This window comes from Streptomyces drozdowiczii (genome assembly GCF_026167665.1).
Classification (GTDB): domain Bacteria; phylum Actinomycetota; class Actinomycetes; order Streptomycetales; family Streptomycetaceae; genus Streptomyces; species Streptomyces drozdowiczii_A.
In genome coordinates, this window is record NZ_CP098740.1 from 4,346,280 (window position 1) to 4,360,979 (window position 14,700).

Sequence of the window (14,700 nt, forward strand, 5' to 3'; positions counted from 1 at the left end):
GAATCGGCGCCATGTCGGACCCCGAATGTCGCGTCGGGCCCCGCGGTCTGCGCCGCGGGGCGGCCCTGACGCTGGTCTTCGCCGGCGTCCTCGCCACCGGGGCCGCGACCGGCGCGCTGCCCCGCGGCCAGGCGCAGGAACCCCCGGTGCATCCCCGGTCCGTCGCCGCCACCGCCGACCGCGACGAGGTCGCGGAGGCCGCGGCCGACGCGGTCGCCGACGGCAAGTCCGGTACGGAGGCGGCCGAGGAGGTCGTCAGCCGCAGCGGCGACCGCTGGGGCGCGGTCTACGACGAGCGCGAGTACGAGGAGTTCGAGGACGCCCTCGGCGGCACGTACACCGGGGTCGGCCTCGCCGCCCGCCGCTCCGCCGACGGCCAGGTCGCCGTCGCCCGCATCCAGCCCGGCAGCCCCGCCGACCGCGCGGGCATCCGCTCCGGCGACCTGCTCCGCACCGTGGACGGCCGCCGGGTCGACCGGCTGCCCGTCTCCGACGTGGTGTCCCTGCTGCGCGGCGACCGCACCGGTGCGAAGGCCGGGAGCACGGTCAGCCTCGGCGTCCGCCGGGGCGCCGCCACCCGGACCGAGACGCTGCGCCGGGCCCGGCTCACCGTCGAGTCGGTGACCGTGCGGCGGATCGGGGCGGAGCGCTCGGGCCCGTCCGGGGCGGTGCGCATCGCGGTCGCCTCGTTCACCAAGGGCTCCGGGGCGGCCGTACGCGACGCGGTCCGGGACGCGCCGGCGGGCGCCGGGGTGCTGCTGGACCTGCGGGGCAATCCGGGCGGCCTGGTCACCGAGGCGGTCACCGCCGCCTCCGCCTTCCTGGACGGCGGCTTGGTCGCCACGTACGACGTGCACGGAGAGCAGCACGCCCTGTACGCGAAGTCGGGCGGGGACACCGAGCGCCCCGTCGTCGTGCTGGTCGACGGGGGGACGATGAGCGCGGCCGAGCTGGTGACGGGGGCGCTCCAGGACCGGGGCCGGGCGGTGACGGTCGGCTCGCGGACCTTCGGCAAGGGCTCGGTGCAGATGCCGAGCAAGCTGGCGGGCGGCTCGGTGGCCGAGCTGACCGTGGGCCACTACCGGACACCGGCGGGCCACGGGGTCGACGGCAAGGGCATCACACCGGACCTCGCGGTGAGCGCGCGGGCCCAGGAACGGGCCGAGACGGTATTGAGTGGCCTCGGGGCGGGTCGTAGTGCGAAAATGGCCGCACTATGGCTAAGGAAAAGGACACCGGGCGCAAGCTCATCGCGCAGAACAAGAAGGCGCGCCACGACTACACCATCCTCGACACCTACGAGTGCGGGCTCGTGCTCATGGGGACCGAGGTCAAATCGCTCCGTATGGGCCGGGCGTCCCTGGTCGACGGCTTCGTCCAGATCGACGGCGGCGAGGCGTGGCTGCACAACATCCACGTCCCGGAGTACGTCCAGGGCACCTGGACCAACCACTCCGCCAAGCGCAAGCGCAAGCTGCTCATGCACCGGGCCGAGATCGACAAGCTGGAGTCGAAGTCGCAGGAGACCGGCCACACCATCGTGCCGCTCTCGCTGTACTTCCTGAACGGCCGGGTCAAGGCCGAGATCGCGCTCGCGAAGGGCAAGAAGGAGTACGACAAGCGGCAGACGCTGCGCGAGAAGCAGGACACCAGGGAGACGAACCGCGCCATCGCGGCGGCCCGGCGCCGTCAGCGGAGCGCCTGATCCGGACCCGGCGCCCGCCGCCGGCCCCTCCGGCAGGAATACGCTGGCATCGTCGTGCGTTGGTCACGTACGATGGCAACGCACCCCACGGAGGGTGTGGCACCACCTTGAAAAATCAACATGGGGATGATCGGTTTCGACAGCGGATGTCGAAGCAGGGGAAGCGAGTCGAGGAAGCGGCAATGATCTCGTAAACCATATGTCGCAACCAATAATCGCCAATTCCAAGCGCGATTCCTCCGCCTTCGCCCTCGCTGCCTAATTAGCAGCTAAGCGAAGACTCTGCGGAGTGTCAGCCCGGGGGTGATCCCGACCCGGATCCTGGCATCATCAAGGGATCTAAACTTCTGAGTCCGGTCACGGGTCTCAGAAGGAAATCAAACAGTGACTGGGCCTGTCGGAGGCTTGTCCGCGTGACCTCCGAGGCCGAGAAAAGCGTAGCGGACTGCACTCGGAGAAGCCCTGGTTCCGCACCGTTGGACGCGGGTTCGATTCCCGCCATCTCCACAAATTCCCATGTGGGCGAGGACCCCGCTGCCACCCGGCAGCGGGGTCCTCGTCGTTTCCGCGTCCGGGTGTGCCGGGAGGCCGGGCGTGCGCTACATTCATGGACCGGGTGCACTGTGGTAGGGGGAGCACGGACGAGGTGGGGGCCCGTCCGGCGACACACGACAGGTCAGTTGCGCGCACCCGTTCCTGAGTGGGGGAAGTGCGTACACCAGTGGAAACTTGGCGTGAAGGTGCCCATGCGGGGCACACACACGAGCCGAATGAAGTCACCATCCAGCTGGACGGAATCGGACGGCAGCTCTCCGAGCTGCTACCGGAACCATCCGCTCCGGACGATTCCGACGGCCCCGTCTTCGTGGACGAGAGCGGCCGGCGCGGCAAGACGCTGCGCCGCCTCGGCTGGGTCCTGGCCGCGGTCTTCGTCTGCTACGCGACGACCCTGGTCGTCGCCGTGCTGGGCGGCAACTCCAGTGCCCCCGTACTCCCGCTGACCGGTCAGGAACAGCAGGTCACGGACACCACCGGGAACGGATCGACGGCTCCGGACGCCGGGCTTCCCGCCGCCGGGTCCCCGGCCCCCGCGCAAGAACGAGAAGGCGCCAACTAGATGACCACCCCTGCCCCCGGGGCAGGCGCAACTCCCACAGGAAGAAGCAGACCCGCCGGCGCAGGCTTCCCATGCGCTACATGCTGCCGCTCCTGTTTCTCGTTGCCCTGCTCGCCATGCTGATGCTGCGTGGCTACGTGCACAGCGAAATCCTGGCCGACTTCCGCGTCCGGCCCCCCGTCGCGACCGACCGGGTGCCCGAGCAGGTGCTGGAGGGCGGGCCGGTCATCGACGCCCGCTCCACCACCGAGCCCGCGAAGACCCTGCGCATCCCGGACCACCGGATCGTGCTGACCTTCGACGACGGCCCGGACCCGGAGTGGACGCCGAAGGTGCTGGACGAGCTGAAGGAGTACGACGCCCACGGCGTCTTCTTCGTCACCGGCACCATGGCCTCGCGCTACCCGGAGCTGGTCGAGCGCATGGTCAGGGAGGGGCACGAGGTCGGGCTGCACACCTTCAACCACCCCGACCTCTCCTACCAGTCCACCAGCCGCATCGACTGGGAGCTCTCCCAGAACCAGCTGGTGCTGGCCGGTGCGGCGGGCATCCGCACCTCGCTCTTCCGGCCGCCCTACTCCTCGTTCGCCGACGCCATGGACAACAAGTCCTGGCCGGTCACGCAGTACATCGGCAGCCGCGGCTACCTCACCGTCGTCAACAACACGGACAGCGAGGACTGGAAGCGGCCCGGCGTCAGGGCGATCATCGACCGGGCCACGCCCAAGCACGGCAAGGGCGCGATCATCCTGATGCACGACTCCGGGGGGAACCGGTCCCAGACCGTCACCGCCCTGGGGAAGTTCCTGCCGAAGATGCAGAAGCAGGGATACACGTTCGACAACCTCACCGACGCGCTCGGCGCACCCAGCGCGCACACCCCGGTCACCGGTTTCGACCTGTGGAAGGGCAAGGCGTTCGTCTGGGCCGTGGGCGTCTCGGAGCACATCACCGATGTGATGGTGGCCGGGCTCGCCGTCATCGGGGTGCTGGTCTTCGCCCGCTTCGGGCTGATGCTCGTACTCTCCTTCGTCCACGCCCGCCGGGTCCGCGGACGCGGCTTCCGCTGGGGCGAACCCGTCACCCGCACGGTGACCGTCCTGGTGCCCGCGTACAACGAGAAGAAGTGCATCGCGAACACGGTGCGCTCGCTCCTGGCAAGTGACTATCCGGTCGAAGTCATCGTGATCGACGACGGCTCCACGGACGGCACCGCGGACATCGTCCAGCGGATGCGGCTGCCCAACGTCCGGGTGGTCCGCCAGCGCAACGCGGGCAAGCCCGCCGCCCTGAACAACGGCATCGCGCACGCTCGCAACGACATCATCGTGATGATGGACGGCGACACGGTCTTCGAGCCGACCACCGTCCGCGAGCTGGTGCAGCCCTTCGGCGACCCGCGCGTCGGGGCCGTCGCCGGCAACGCCAAGGTCGGCAACCGCGACTCGCTGATCGGCGCCTGGCAGCACATCGAATACGTGATGGGCTTCAACCTCGACCGCCGCATGTACGACGTGCTGCGCTGCATGCCCACCATCCCCGGCGCGGTCGGGGCCTTCCGGCGCGAGGCGCTGGAGCGGGTCGGCGGCATCAGCGAGGACACCCTCGCCGAGGACACCGACGTCACGATGGCCATGCACCGGGACGGCTGGCGCGTCGTCTACGCGGAGAACGCCCGCGCCTGGACCGAGGCGCCCGAGACCGTGCAGCAGCTCTGGTCCCAGCGCTACCGCTGGTCGTACGGCACCATGCAGGCGATCTGGAAGCACCGCAGGGCGGTCATCGAGCGCGGGCCCTCGGGCCGGTTCGGCCGCGTCGGACTCCCGTTCGTCTCGCTGTTCATGGTCGTCGCCCCGCTGCTCGCCCCGCTCATCGACGTCTTCCTGCTGTACGGGCTCGTGTTCGGGCCCACCGAGAAGACCGTCGGCGCGTGGCTCGGCGTCCTCGCGGTGCAGCTGGTCTGTGCCGCGTACGCCTTCCGACTCGACCGGGAGCGCATGACCCATCTGCTCTCGCTGCCCCTCCAGCAGGTCCTGTACCGGCAGCTCATGTACGTGGTGCTGCTCCAGTCCTGGATCACCGCTCTCACCGGCGGCCGGCTGCGCTGGCAGAAGCTGCGCCGTACCGGGGTCGTCGAGGCGCCCGGCGCGATGCCGCCCCAGCGGGCGCGCACCCAGGACCGGAGGCCCGTCGCATGACGCATCCCCAGCAGTCGTACGGAGAGCCGCACGCGGACGAGCGGACCATGGCGCTGCGGGTGGTGCTGCCCGCCCCCGTGCCCCCGCCCGAGCCGGCCGCCACCGCCGCGCCCGCCCCGGCCAAGGCCGGCCGGGACCGCTATCTCGACCTGCTGCGGGCCGTCGCGCTCGTCCGGGTCGTCGTCTTCCACCTCTTCGGCTGGGCGTGGCTGACCGTCGTGTTCCCGTCCATGGGCGTCATGTTCGCCCTGGCCGGATCGCTGATGGCCCGCTCGCTGGCCCGGCCCGCGTGGAGCGTGATCCGGGGCCGCGTCCGCAGGCTGCTGCCGCCCATGTGGGCGTTTGCCGCCGTCGTCGTGCCCATGGTCTTCGCGCTCGGCTGGAAGCCGGTGCGCGAGGAGGGCATCTGGTGGTTCCTCAAGCTGGGCTGCTACATCCTGCCGATCGGCACCCCGCCCTTCCCCTGGGAGAACGGCTCCGAGGGCGGCTGGCTGGAAACCTCCTGGGCCGAGCAGGGCATCGGGCCGCTCTGGTACATCCGCGCCTATCTGTGGTTCGTGCTGGCCTCCCCGCTGCTGCTCAAGGCGTTCCGGAAGCTGCCCTGGGTGACGCTGCTCGCCCCGGTCGGGCTCACCGCCGTCATCGGCACCGGCCTGGTCACCGTGCCCGGCGCGACCGGTGAGGCCCTGGTGGACTTCGCGGTGTTCGGCTCCTGCTGGGTCCTCGGCTTCGCCCACCACGACGGGCTGCTGAAGACCGTCCCGCGCTACCTCGCGGTGTCGCTGGCCGCGATGCTCATGGGCTTCGCGCTGTGGTGGGGCGCCCACCACCTCACCGAGGAGGGCTGGAACCTGGACGAGATCCCGCTCGCCCAGGCCACCTGGTCGCTCGGTTTCTGCATGATCCTGCTCCAGTACGCCCCCTCCTGGCGGGAGCTGCCGGGCCGGCTGGCCGGGTGGGACAGCCTGGTCACCCTCGCCAATAACCGGGCGGTGACCATCTACCTGTGGCACAACATGCTGCTGATGGCCACCTTCCCGATCATCGACCTGCTCTGGGACGTGCCCTGGGTCGGCGACCACCTCGGCACGTACATCGACCGCGCGGACAACGCCCTGGCGCTGATCATCGTCTGGCCGCTGATCGGGCTGGCGATCCTCGCCGTCGGCTGGGTCGAGGACCTCGCCGCCAAGCGCCGCCCGAGGCTCTGGCCCAACGGCGCCGCCCGCGCCCGTACATGACCGCGCGCGCTCACCGGGCGGCCCCCGCCCCGGTGAGAGCAAGGTTGCCCACAGGTCACCTCGCGGCACGGCGCCGAAACGCGCGCTTCCTAGGTTCGGGACAACACCCCGACCACCCGTGGAGGCGCGTGATGGCAGGCCGTTGGATCGAGCAGTGGGACCCGGAGGACGAGACCTTCTGGCGGGAGACCGGCGAGCGCACCGCCCGCCGCAACCTCTGGTTCTCCGTCCTCTCCGAGCACATCGGCTTCTCCGTCTGGACCCTGTGGTCCGTGATGGTGCTCTTCATGGGGCCCGAATACGGGGTCGACCCGGCCGGGAAGTTCTTCCTGATCTCCACCGCCACCCTGGTCGGCGCCGTCGCCCGGGTCCCGTACACCTTCGCGGTGGCCCGCTTCGGTGGCCGGAACTGGACGGTGTTCAGCGCGCTCACCCTGCTCGTGCCGACGATCGCCGCCCTCGTCGTGATGGAGCCGGGCACCTCGTACGGCACCTTCCTCGCGGTGTCCGCGCTGACCGGCATCGGCGGCGGGAACTTCGCCTCGTCCATGACGAACATCAACGCCTTCTTCCCGCTCCGCAAGAAGGGCTGGGCGCTCGGGCTCAACGCGGGCGGCGGCAACATCGGCGTGCCCGTCGTGCAGCTCGCCGGGCTCCTGGTCATCGGGACGGCCGGGGCCACCCACCCCCGGATCGTGCTCGCCGCGTACATCCCGCTGATCCTCCTCGCCGCCGGGTGCGCCGCCCGCTACATGGACAACCTGGCGCCCGTGCGCAACGACACCGGGGCGGCGAAGGAGGCGGTGCGCGACCGGCACACCTGGATCATGGCCGTCCTCTACATCGGCACCTTCGGCTCCTTCATCGGCTACAGCTTCGCCTTCGGGCTCGTCCTCCAGACCCAGTTCGGACGGACCCCGCTCCAGGCCGCCTCGCTCACCTTCATCGGCCCGCTCCTCGGCTCGCTGATCCGCCCGGCCGGGGGATGGCTCGCCGACCGGTACGGCGGGGCCCGCATCACCCTCGTCAACTTCGCCGCCATGGCCGCCGCGACCGGCGTCGTCGTATACGCCTCCCGGATCGCCTCGCTCACCGTGTTCCTCGTCGGCTTCACCGCCCTGTTCGCGCTGTCCGGACTCGGCAACGGGTCGACGTACAAGATGATCCCGGGCATCTTCCACGCCCGGGCCATCGCCCAGGGGCTGCGCGGCGAGGAGGCGGCGGCCCGGGGGCGGCGGATCTCCGGCGCCGCGATGGGGCTGATCGGCGCGGTCGGCGCGCTCGGCGGGCTCGCCATCAACCTCGCCTTCCGGCAGTCCTTCCAGACCTCCGGCGCGGGCACGGCGGCCTTCTGGTCCTTCCTCGCCTTCTACGCGGTGTGCTCGGCGCTCACCTGGTCGGTATACCTTCGCCGCGCCGCGGCCGTACCGGCGAAGCCCGTGCTCGGCCATGCCGGGGTGTGATGATGGACGGGCGGTGCCGGGCGACGTAACGAGCGGGAAATACAGCTGAACCGGGCCTGTCACGCGGCGTTGGCAGGCTCGGTCCTCCGCACCATCGAGCAGCAGCGGGACGAGAGCCGGGTAGACCTCATGCACGACGGACAACACGACGACGGACAGCGGGGCGACGCACCGCACGGGCCCCTCGCGGGCTTCACGGTCGGGGTCACCGCCGCCCGCCGGGCGGAGGAGCTGGGCACCCTGCTGCGGCGCCGGGGCGCCACCGTGGTGCACGCGCCGGCCCTGCGGATCGTGCCGCTCGCCGACGACGGCGAACTGCTCGCCGCCACCCGGCAACTGGTCGCCGACAAGCCCGACGTGGTCGTCGCCACCACCGCCATCGGCTTCCGCGGCTGGATCGAGGCGGCCGACGGCTGGGGCATCGGCGACCGCCTCCTGGAGACCCTGCGCAGGGGCGAACTCCTGGCGCGCGGACCCAAGGTGAAGGGCGCGGTCCGCGCCGCCGGGCTGACCGAGGCGTGGTCCCCGGCCTCCGAATCCATGGCCGAGGTCCTGGAACGGCTCCTGGAGGAGGGCGTACGGGGCCGCCGCGTCGCGCTCCAACTGCACGGCGAACCCCTCCCCGGCTTCGTGGAGGCGCTGCGCGAGGCCGGCGCCGAGGTGGTCGGCGTCCCCGTCTACCGCTGGATGCCGCCGGAGGACATCGCGCCCCTGGACCGGCTCCTCGACCTCACCGCCGCCCGCGCCCTGGACGCGCTCACCTTCACCAGCGCCCCGGCGGCGGCCTCGCTGCTCGGCCGCGCCGAGGAACGCGGACTGCTCACCGAGGTCGTCACGGCGCTGCGCGGCGACATCGTGCCGGCCTGCGTCGGACCGGTCACCGCCGTGCCGTTGCAGGCGCGCGGGATCGACACCGTGCAGCCGGAGCGCTTCCGGCTCGGCCCGCTCGTCCAGCTGATCTGCCGCGAACTGCCCGCCCGCGCCCGGACGCTGCCCATCGCCGGACACCGCGTCGAGATCCGGGGCCACGCCGTCCTGGTGGACGAGGAGCTGCGCGCGGTCCCGCCCGCCGGGATGGCCCTGCTGCACACCCTGGCCCGGCGCCCCGGCTGGGTGGTCTCCCGCGCCGACCTGCTGCGCGCCCTGCCCGGCAGCGGCACCGACGAGCACGCGGTCGAGACCGCCATGGCCCGGCTCCGCACCGCGCTCGGGGTGCCCCGGCTGATCCAGACGGTCGTCAAGCGCGGCTACCGGCTGGCGCTCGACCCGGCGGCGGATGCCAAGTACGCGGGGGCCTGACCGGCCCTATAGCGTGCCGGGCATGATCGACGATGCCCATCCGCTCCACGCCGGGATACGGCTGCGCCCCGTCCGGCTCTCCGACGCCGCCTCCCGGGCCGAGGCGCTGACCCGCAGCCGGGCGTACATGCGGCCCTGGGAGCCCGTGCGCCCCGAGTCCTTCTACACCGAGGAGGGCCAGCGCGAGCGGCTGGCCGGGCTGCTCGCGGAGCGGGAAGCGGGGCGCGTGATGCCTTGGGTGCTGAGCGACGCCGAGGACCGGGTGGTCGGCGGGTTCAACCTCAACGCCATCGTGCTCGGCTCGTTCCACAGCGCCGTCCTCGGCTACTGGGTGGACGTGGAGTGCGCGGGCCGGGGCCTGGCGACGGCCGCCGTGCGCCGGATCTGCGAGCTGGCCCGCGACGAACTGCGGCTGCACCGGATCGAGGCGGGCACGGTCCTGCACAACACCGCGTCCCAACGAGTCCTCGCCAAGTGCGGATTCGAGGAGTTCGCGGTCGCCCCGCGCTATATGCACATCGACGGGGAATGGCGCGACCACCGCCTCTTCCAGCGCATCCTGCACGACGGCCCGGCGACCGGCATCGTCTAGAGCCCGCGCGTGTGCAGGTGCCCCTCGCCCGGCCACGGCGGGGACGGCGGCAGCACCGCGGTGAGCGGGTACCCGGCCTTCGCCGCGACCCGGCACGAGGCCGCGTTGTCCACCTGGTGCAGCAGTTCCAGGCGTACGAGACCGGCCCCGGCGAACGTCTCGGACGCCCAGGCGGAGAGCGCTTCGAGGGCGCGCGGGGCGATGCCCCGGCCCCGGGCGGGCGCGACCGTCCAGTAGCCCACCTCCGCCGAGGGCGCGCCGGGCTCCGGGAAGGACAGGGCGACGTTGCCCACGGGGCCCGCCCCCAGCTCCGTGTCCACCACCGCGAAGCTGTGCCGCAGCCCGGTCGCCCGGCCCTCCTCCTGGGCCCGCAGCCAGTGCGCGGCCGCCTCCTCGTCCGCCACCGGCGCCCGCGATCCGGCCTGCACGGCGGGGTCGCGGTAGGCGTCGAGGAGCACCCCGAGATCGCCCGGCCGCCAGGGCCGCAGTACCAGGGAACCGGACGACAGACGGGCATCGCGCGCGTGGGCGTTCACCCGCTCATCGTACGAGGGGGGTTCCCACGGCCCCCGGCAGGTGCGCGAAGGGTCCCCGTCGCATAAGGTTGACGGCTGCCCAATGCACGTCAGAAGGGGGCCTCGGTGGCCGCGCAGGATGCCGCTGTCGATTCGTTGCGGGACCGGGAAATCGGTGTCGAGCAGGAACATCTCGACCGGGTGTACCACCGTCTCGAGGAGAAGATCCACGAGGCGGAATTTCTCATGGACGACGCCGTCAAGCGCGGCCAGGTGGGGACGCCGGGGGCGCTCGCCGAGCGCGACGCCCAGGTGTTCCGCGCCGGAATCCATCTCAACCGGCTGAACAGCGAGTTCGAGGACTTCCTCTTCGGGAGGATCGACCTCCTGCTCGGCAAGGACGGCGAACGCGGCCCGGACGGCGCGTACACCTCCGTCGAGCCCGCCGACGACGTCGTGCGCGAGGACGACACCGCCGACATCGCGGAGACGCTGCACATCGGCCGGATCGGGGTCCTCGACTCCGACTACGCGCCGCTCGTCATCGACTGGCGGGCCCCGGCCGCGGCGCCGTTCTACCGCTCCACGCCCAAGGAGCCGGGCCGGGTGGTCCGCCGCCGCGTCATCCGCTCCAAGGGCCGCCGGGTCCTCGGCGTCGAGGACGACCTGATGCGCCCCGAGCTGACCGCCTACCTGGACGGCGAGCAGCTCCCGGTCGTCGGCGACGGCGCCCTGATGGCCGCGCTCGGACAGGCCCGCAGCCACACCATGCGGGACATCGTCTCGTCCATCCAGGCGGAGCAGGACCTCGTCATCCGGGCCCCCGCCGCCTCCGTCACCGAGGTCTCCGGCGGCCCCGGCACCGGCAAGACCGCGGTCGCCCTGCACCGCGCGGCGTACCTGCTCTACCAGGACCGGCGGCGGTACGCGGGCGGCATCCTCGTCGTCTCGCCGACGCCGCTGCTCGTGGCGTACACCGAGGGCGTGCTGCCCTCGCTCGGCGAGGAGGGCCAGGTCGCGATCCGCGCGGTCGGCTCGCTCTCCGACGACGCGGCGGGGCCCGAGGGCGCCACCGCCTACGACGAGCCGGCCGTCGCCCGGATCAAGGGCTCCTCGCGGATGCTCCCGGTCCTCCGCAAGGCGGCGCGCGGCGCGCTGGAGCAGCCCGCGCCCCGGACGGCCCCCGCTCCCGGCGGGCAGCTGGAGTTCGGTGAGGCCGAGGAGGCACCGCAGCCCGCCGGTACGCCGACCCGGCTGCGCGTGGTCGCGTTCGGTGCCCGGGTCGAGCTCCAGGAGGACGAGCTGCGGCGCATCCGCAACAACGTCCTCGGCGGGACCGCCCCGGTCAACCTGCTGCGCCCGCGCGCCCGCCGGCTGCTGCTCGACGCGCTGTGGAACCGCTCCTCCGGCCGGGGCCGCTACACCGACCCGGAGCTGGCGCAGGAGCTGCGTACGTCGTTCGACGAGGACGTGTCCACGGAGACCCCGTTCATCGAGTTCCTGGACGCCTGGTGGCCCGAGCTGACCCCGCGCGGGGTGCTCGCCGCGATGGCCGACGAGAAGCGGCTCGCCCGGTGGGCGCGGCGCACGCTCAACCAGGGCGAGGTGCGCCGGCTCGCGCGCTCCCTCAAGCGCCTGGACGCCGCCGGACAGGGGCCGCTCTCCGTGCACGACGTGGCGCTCCTGGACGAGCTGCACACGCTGCTCGGCACCCCGAGCCGCCCCAAGCGCAAGCGCGAGGCGGACCCGCTGGACCAGCTCACCGGGCTTGAGGAGCTGATGCCCCGCCGCGAGGAGACCCAGTGGGAGCGCGCCGAACGGCTCGCCGCCGAGCGCACCGAGTACGCCCACGTCATCGTGGACGAGGCGCAGGACCTTACGCCCATGCAGTGGCGGATGGTCGGCCGGCGCGGCCGGCACGCCACCTGGACGATCGTCGGGGACCCGGCGCAGTCCTCCTGGTCCGACCCGGACGAGGCGGCGGCCGCCCGTGACGAGGCGCTGGGCAGCCGCCCCCGCCGGAACTTCACGCTGACCGTCAACTACCGCAACCCGGCCGAGATCGCCGAGCTGGCCGCGAAGGTACTGGCCCTCGCCATGCCCGGCATGGAGTCCCCGGCCGCCGTCCGCTCCACGGGCGTGGTCCCGCGCTTCGAGACCGTACGCGGCGACGACCTGGCCGGGACCGTGCGCGAGGAGGCGCGGCGGCTGCTCGCCGAGGTGGACGGCACGGTCGGCGTCGTCGTGGCGATGAACCGGCGCGCGCAGGCCCGGGAGTGGCTGGCGGAGCTGGGCGACCGGGTGGTGGCGCTCGGCAGCCTGGAGGCCAAGGGGCTGGAGTACGACGCGACGGTGGTGGTCTCGCCGGCCGAGATCGCGGACGAGTCCCCGGCCGGGCTGCGCGTGCTGTACGTGGCGCTGACCCGGGCGACCCAGCAGCTGACCGTGGTGTCGGGGGAGCGGGACCTGCCGGACGAGGACGGCGTGCCGGACCTGCTCAGGGACTGATTCCGGTCAACCCGCGCTGCGGGAATCACTTTTCCAGGTGGTTTGTTAGCCTGGATGTGACACCGGCTCGATCCAAGCCCCCGGGCCCAACCTTAGTCGCTTCGAGCGACCACTTGCCGCGAGGCGAGCATGGCGGGCCGGTGTCGTCAACGTAAGAAGAGGTCCGCGTCACCTTCCGGTGGCGCGGGCCTCTTCGCGTTCCGGGGACGTTCCCGGGGAGGGGTTCCGCTGCGCCGCACTCTCTCGTATGGTGGAAAACAGTTTCCGCGCTGCGACAGTCATTAACGGCTACTCGTCGGTAGGTGCGAATATCGGAAGGCGTGTCCGCTGCCGGGCCTGCTCGGGCTTCGGACGCGCATAGCAATGAAGCTAAGGAAAGCGAAGGACTCGGCCATGGCAACGGCGCCCAGCGTCTCGTACTCGATGACGGTCAGGCTGGAGGTGCCCGCGAGCGGCACCGCGGTCTCCCAGCTCACCACGGCCGTGGAGTCCTCCGGCGGTTCGGTCACCGGCCTCGACGTGACCGCTTCCGGCCACGAGAAGCTGCGGATCGACGTCACGATCGCCGCCTCCTCCACCGCGCACGCCGACGAGATCGTCGAGGGGCTGCGCGGTATCGAGGGCGTCATCCTCGGCAAGGTCTCCGACCGTACGTTCCTCATGCACCTCGGCGGCAAGATCGAGATGGCGTCCAAGCACCCCATCCGCAACCGCGACGACCTCTCGATGATCTACACCCCGGGCGTGGCCCGGGTCTGCATGGCGATCGCCGAGAACCCCGAGGACGCCCGCCGCCTCACCATCAAGCGCAACTCCGTCGCAGTCGTGACGGACGGCTCCGCGGTGCTCGGCCTCGGCAACATCGGCCCGAAGGCCGCGCTGCCCGTCATGGAGGGCAAGGCCGCTCTCTTCAAGCGCTTCGCCGGCATCGACGCGTGGCCGATCTGCCTGGACACCCAGGACACCGACGCCATCGTCGAGATCGTCAAGGCCATCGCGCCCGGCTTCGCGGGGATCAACCTGGAGGACATCTCCGCGCCGCGCTGCTTCGAGATCGAGGCCCGGCTGCGCGAGGCCCTGGACATCCCGGTCTTCCACGACGACCAGCACGGCACCGCGATCGTCGTCCTGGCCTCGCTGACCAACGCGCTGCGCGTGGTGGGCAAGGCCATCGGGGACGTGCGGGTCGTCATGTCCGGCGCCGGGGCGGCCGGTACGGCCATCCTGAAGCTCCTCATCGCCGCGGGCGTCAAGCACGCCGTCGTCGCCGACATCCACGGCGTCGTGCACTCCGGCCGCGAGGACCTGCGCTCCGCCGACCCGGACTCGCCGCTGTGCTGGATCGCCGACAACACCAACCCGGAGAACATCACCGGCACCCTCAAGGAGGCCGTGGTCGGCGCCGACGTCTTCATCGGCGTCTCCGCCCCCAACGTGCTCGACGGGGACGACGTGGCGGCCATGGCGGACGGCGCGATCGTGTTCGCGCTCGCGAATCCGGACCCCGAGGTGGACCCGGCGATCGCCCGCCGCACCGCCGCCGTGGTGGCCACCGGGCGCTCCGACTTCCCGAACCAGATCAACAACGTGCTGGTCTTCCCCGGCGTCTTCCGCGGCCTGCTCGACGCCCAGTCGCGCACCGTCAACACGGACATGATGCTCGCCGCCGCGCGCGCCCTGGCCGACGTGGTCGCCGAGGACGAGGTGAACGCGAACTACATCATCCCGTCGGTCTTCAACGACAAGGTCGCCGGAGCGGTCGCCGGGGCCGTCCGGGACGCCGCCCGGGCCGCCGGAGCCACTGTGACGGCGCCCACGTCCGTCTGACACGGCGCGTCGCGGGTCGCGGCGCCCCAAACGCCCCTTTAGGGTGGGCGGGCGACGCGTCCCGCAGAGCCCCGCGATGCTGCGGAAGGCTCTGGGGGAGTCGACGGGACGTCACCACGACGAGGCAGTGGTGCTGTTCGCGCGGCTCCCGGAGGGTGCCGGATTGGCTTTCCCGCCGCAGGTGGGGGCAGGATGCTTCCTCAAGGACTACGTCCAGGGGAGACCCCACAGGGCG

The 14,700-nt window shown here is 72.0% G+C and carries 10 protein-coding genes, 1 other RNA gene and 1 pseudogene; 11 read left to right on the forward strand and 1 reads right to left on the reverse strand.

The genetic code is table 11. The annotated features are described in order from the left end of the window. Positions 1 to 11 precede the first annotated feature (11 nt). The 9 genes and pseudogenes from NEH16_RS19800 to NEH16_RS19840 form a co-directional block, all read left to right on the forward strand. Positions 12 to 1,193: pseudogene (locus NEH16_RS19800) on the forward strand (S41 family peptidase); the annotation flags it as partial. A 23-nt stretch (positions 1,194 to 1,216) separates the two neighbouring features. After that, a complete protein-coding gene (gene smpB / locus NEH16_RS19805) occupies positions 1,217 to 1,705 on the forward strand; it encodes an SsrA-binding protein SmpB (RefSeq protein WP_018100795.1) in 489 nt (162 codons plus the stop codon). A gap of 122 nt (positions 1,706 to 1,827) precedes the next feature. Next, positions 1,828 to 2,215, forward strand: a transfer-messenger RNA (tmRNA) gene (ssrA, locus tag NEH16_RS19810). 355 nt (positions 2,216 to 2,570) lie between these two features. After that, positions 2,571 to 2,822 (forward strand): DUF2975 domain-containing protein, encoded by a 252-nt coding sequence (locus NEH16_RS19815; RefSeq protein WP_242442000.1) that lies wholly within the window; start codon positions 2,571 to 2,573, stop codon positions 2,820 to 2,822. 71 nt (positions 2,823 to 2,893) lie between these two features. Next, complete coding sequence (locus NEH16_RS19820; RefSeq protein WP_265544138.1) at positions 2,894 to 5,020, forward strand: glycosyltransferase; 2,127 nt, start codon at positions 2,894 to 2,896, stop codon at positions 5,018 to 5,020. Beyond that, the gene (locus tag NEH16_RS19825; protein ID WP_265544140.1) at positions 5,017 to 6,261 is read left to right on the forward strand and encodes an acyltransferase family protein; all 1,245 of its coding nucleotides are present in this window, start codon (positions 5,017 to 5,019) and stop codon (positions 6,259 to 6,261) included. Before NEH16_RS19820 ends, NEH16_RS19825 begins: the two co-directional genes overlap by 4 nt. A 131-nt stretch (positions 6,262 to 6,392) precedes the next feature. Beyond that, positions 6,393 to 7,724, forward strand: coding sequence for a nitrate/nitrite transporter (locus NEH16_RS19830; protein ID WP_265544142.1), 1,332 nt, complete (start codon positions 6,393 to 6,395; stop codon positions 7,722 to 7,724). Positions 7,725 to 7,853: 129 nt separating this feature from the next. Then, positions 7,854 to 9,023: a uroporphyrinogen-III synthase gene (locus tag NEH16_RS19835; protein ID WP_265547269.1), complete on the forward strand. Its 1,170-nt coding sequence runs from the start codon at positions 7,854 to 7,856 to the stop codon at positions 9,021 to 9,023. 22 nt (positions 9,024 to 9,045) lie between these two features. Beyond that, a complete protein-coding gene (locus NEH16_RS19840; protein ID WP_265544144.1) occupies positions 9,046 to 9,615 on the forward strand; it encodes a GNAT family N-acetyltransferase in 570 nt (189 codons plus the stop codon). Here NEH16_RS19840 and NEH16_RS19845 read toward each other — a convergent pair. Beyond that, on the reverse strand, positions 9,612 to 10,151 hold the full coding sequence (locus NEH16_RS19845) for a GNAT family N-acetyltransferase (protein WP_073964956.1): 540 nt from the start codon (positions 10,149 to 10,151) through the stop codon (positions 9,612 to 9,614). The two genes, NEH16_RS19840 and NEH16_RS19845, sit on opposite strands and share 4 nt — an antisense overlap. A gap of 105 nt (positions 10,152 to 10,256) precedes the next feature. On the opposite strand from NEH16_RS19845, the gene NEH16_RS19850 reads away from it, so the two are divergent. Together NEH16_RS19850 and NEH16_RS19855 are read left to right on the forward strand one after the other, a co-directional pair. Continuing rightward, positions 10,257 to 12,638, forward strand: a complete 2,382-nt coding sequence (locus tag NEH16_RS19850) for a HelD family protein (protein WP_265544148.1) — start codon at positions 10,257 to 10,259, stop codon at positions 12,636 to 12,638. A gap of 393 nt (positions 12,639 to 13,031) precedes the next feature. Further along, on the forward strand, positions 13,032 to 14,465 hold the full coding sequence (locus tag NEH16_RS19855; protein ID WP_073964958.1) for an NAD-dependent malic enzyme: 1,434 nt from the start codon (positions 13,032 to 13,034) through the stop codon (positions 14,463 to 14,465). The last annotated feature ends 235 nt before the right edge of the window (positions 14,466 to 14,700 follow it).

Excerpts from the sequence above, each read along its gene's own strand:
- smpB (WP_018100795.1), top strand. The coding sequence starts at position 1,217 with ATGGCTAAGGAAAAGGACACCGGGCGCAAGCTCATCGCGCAGAACAAG.
- NEH16_RS19820 (WP_265544138.1), top strand. The coding sequence starts at position 2,894 with ATGCGCTACATGCTGCCGCTCCTGTTTCTCGTTGCCCTGCTCGCCATG.
- NEH16_RS19825 (WP_265544140.1), top strand. The coding sequence starts at position 5,017 with ATGACGCATCCCCAGCAGTCGTACGGAGAGCCGCACGCGGACGAGCGG.
- NEH16_RS19830 (WP_265544142.1), top strand. The coding sequence starts at position 6,393 with ATGGCAGGCCGTTGGATCGAGCAGTGGGACCCGGAGGACGAGACCTTC.
- NEH16_RS19835 (WP_265547269.1), top strand. The coding sequence starts at position 7,854 with ATGCACGACGGACAACACGACGACGGACAGCGGGGCGACGCACCGCAC.
- NEH16_RS19840 (WP_265544144.1), top strand. The coding sequence starts at position 9,046 with ATGATCGACGATGCCCATCCGCTCCACGCCGGGATACGGCTGCGCCCC.
- NEH16_RS19855 (WP_073964958.1), top strand. The coding sequence starts at position 13,032 with ATGGCAACGGCGCCCAGCGTCTCGTACTCGATGACGGTCAGGCTGGAG.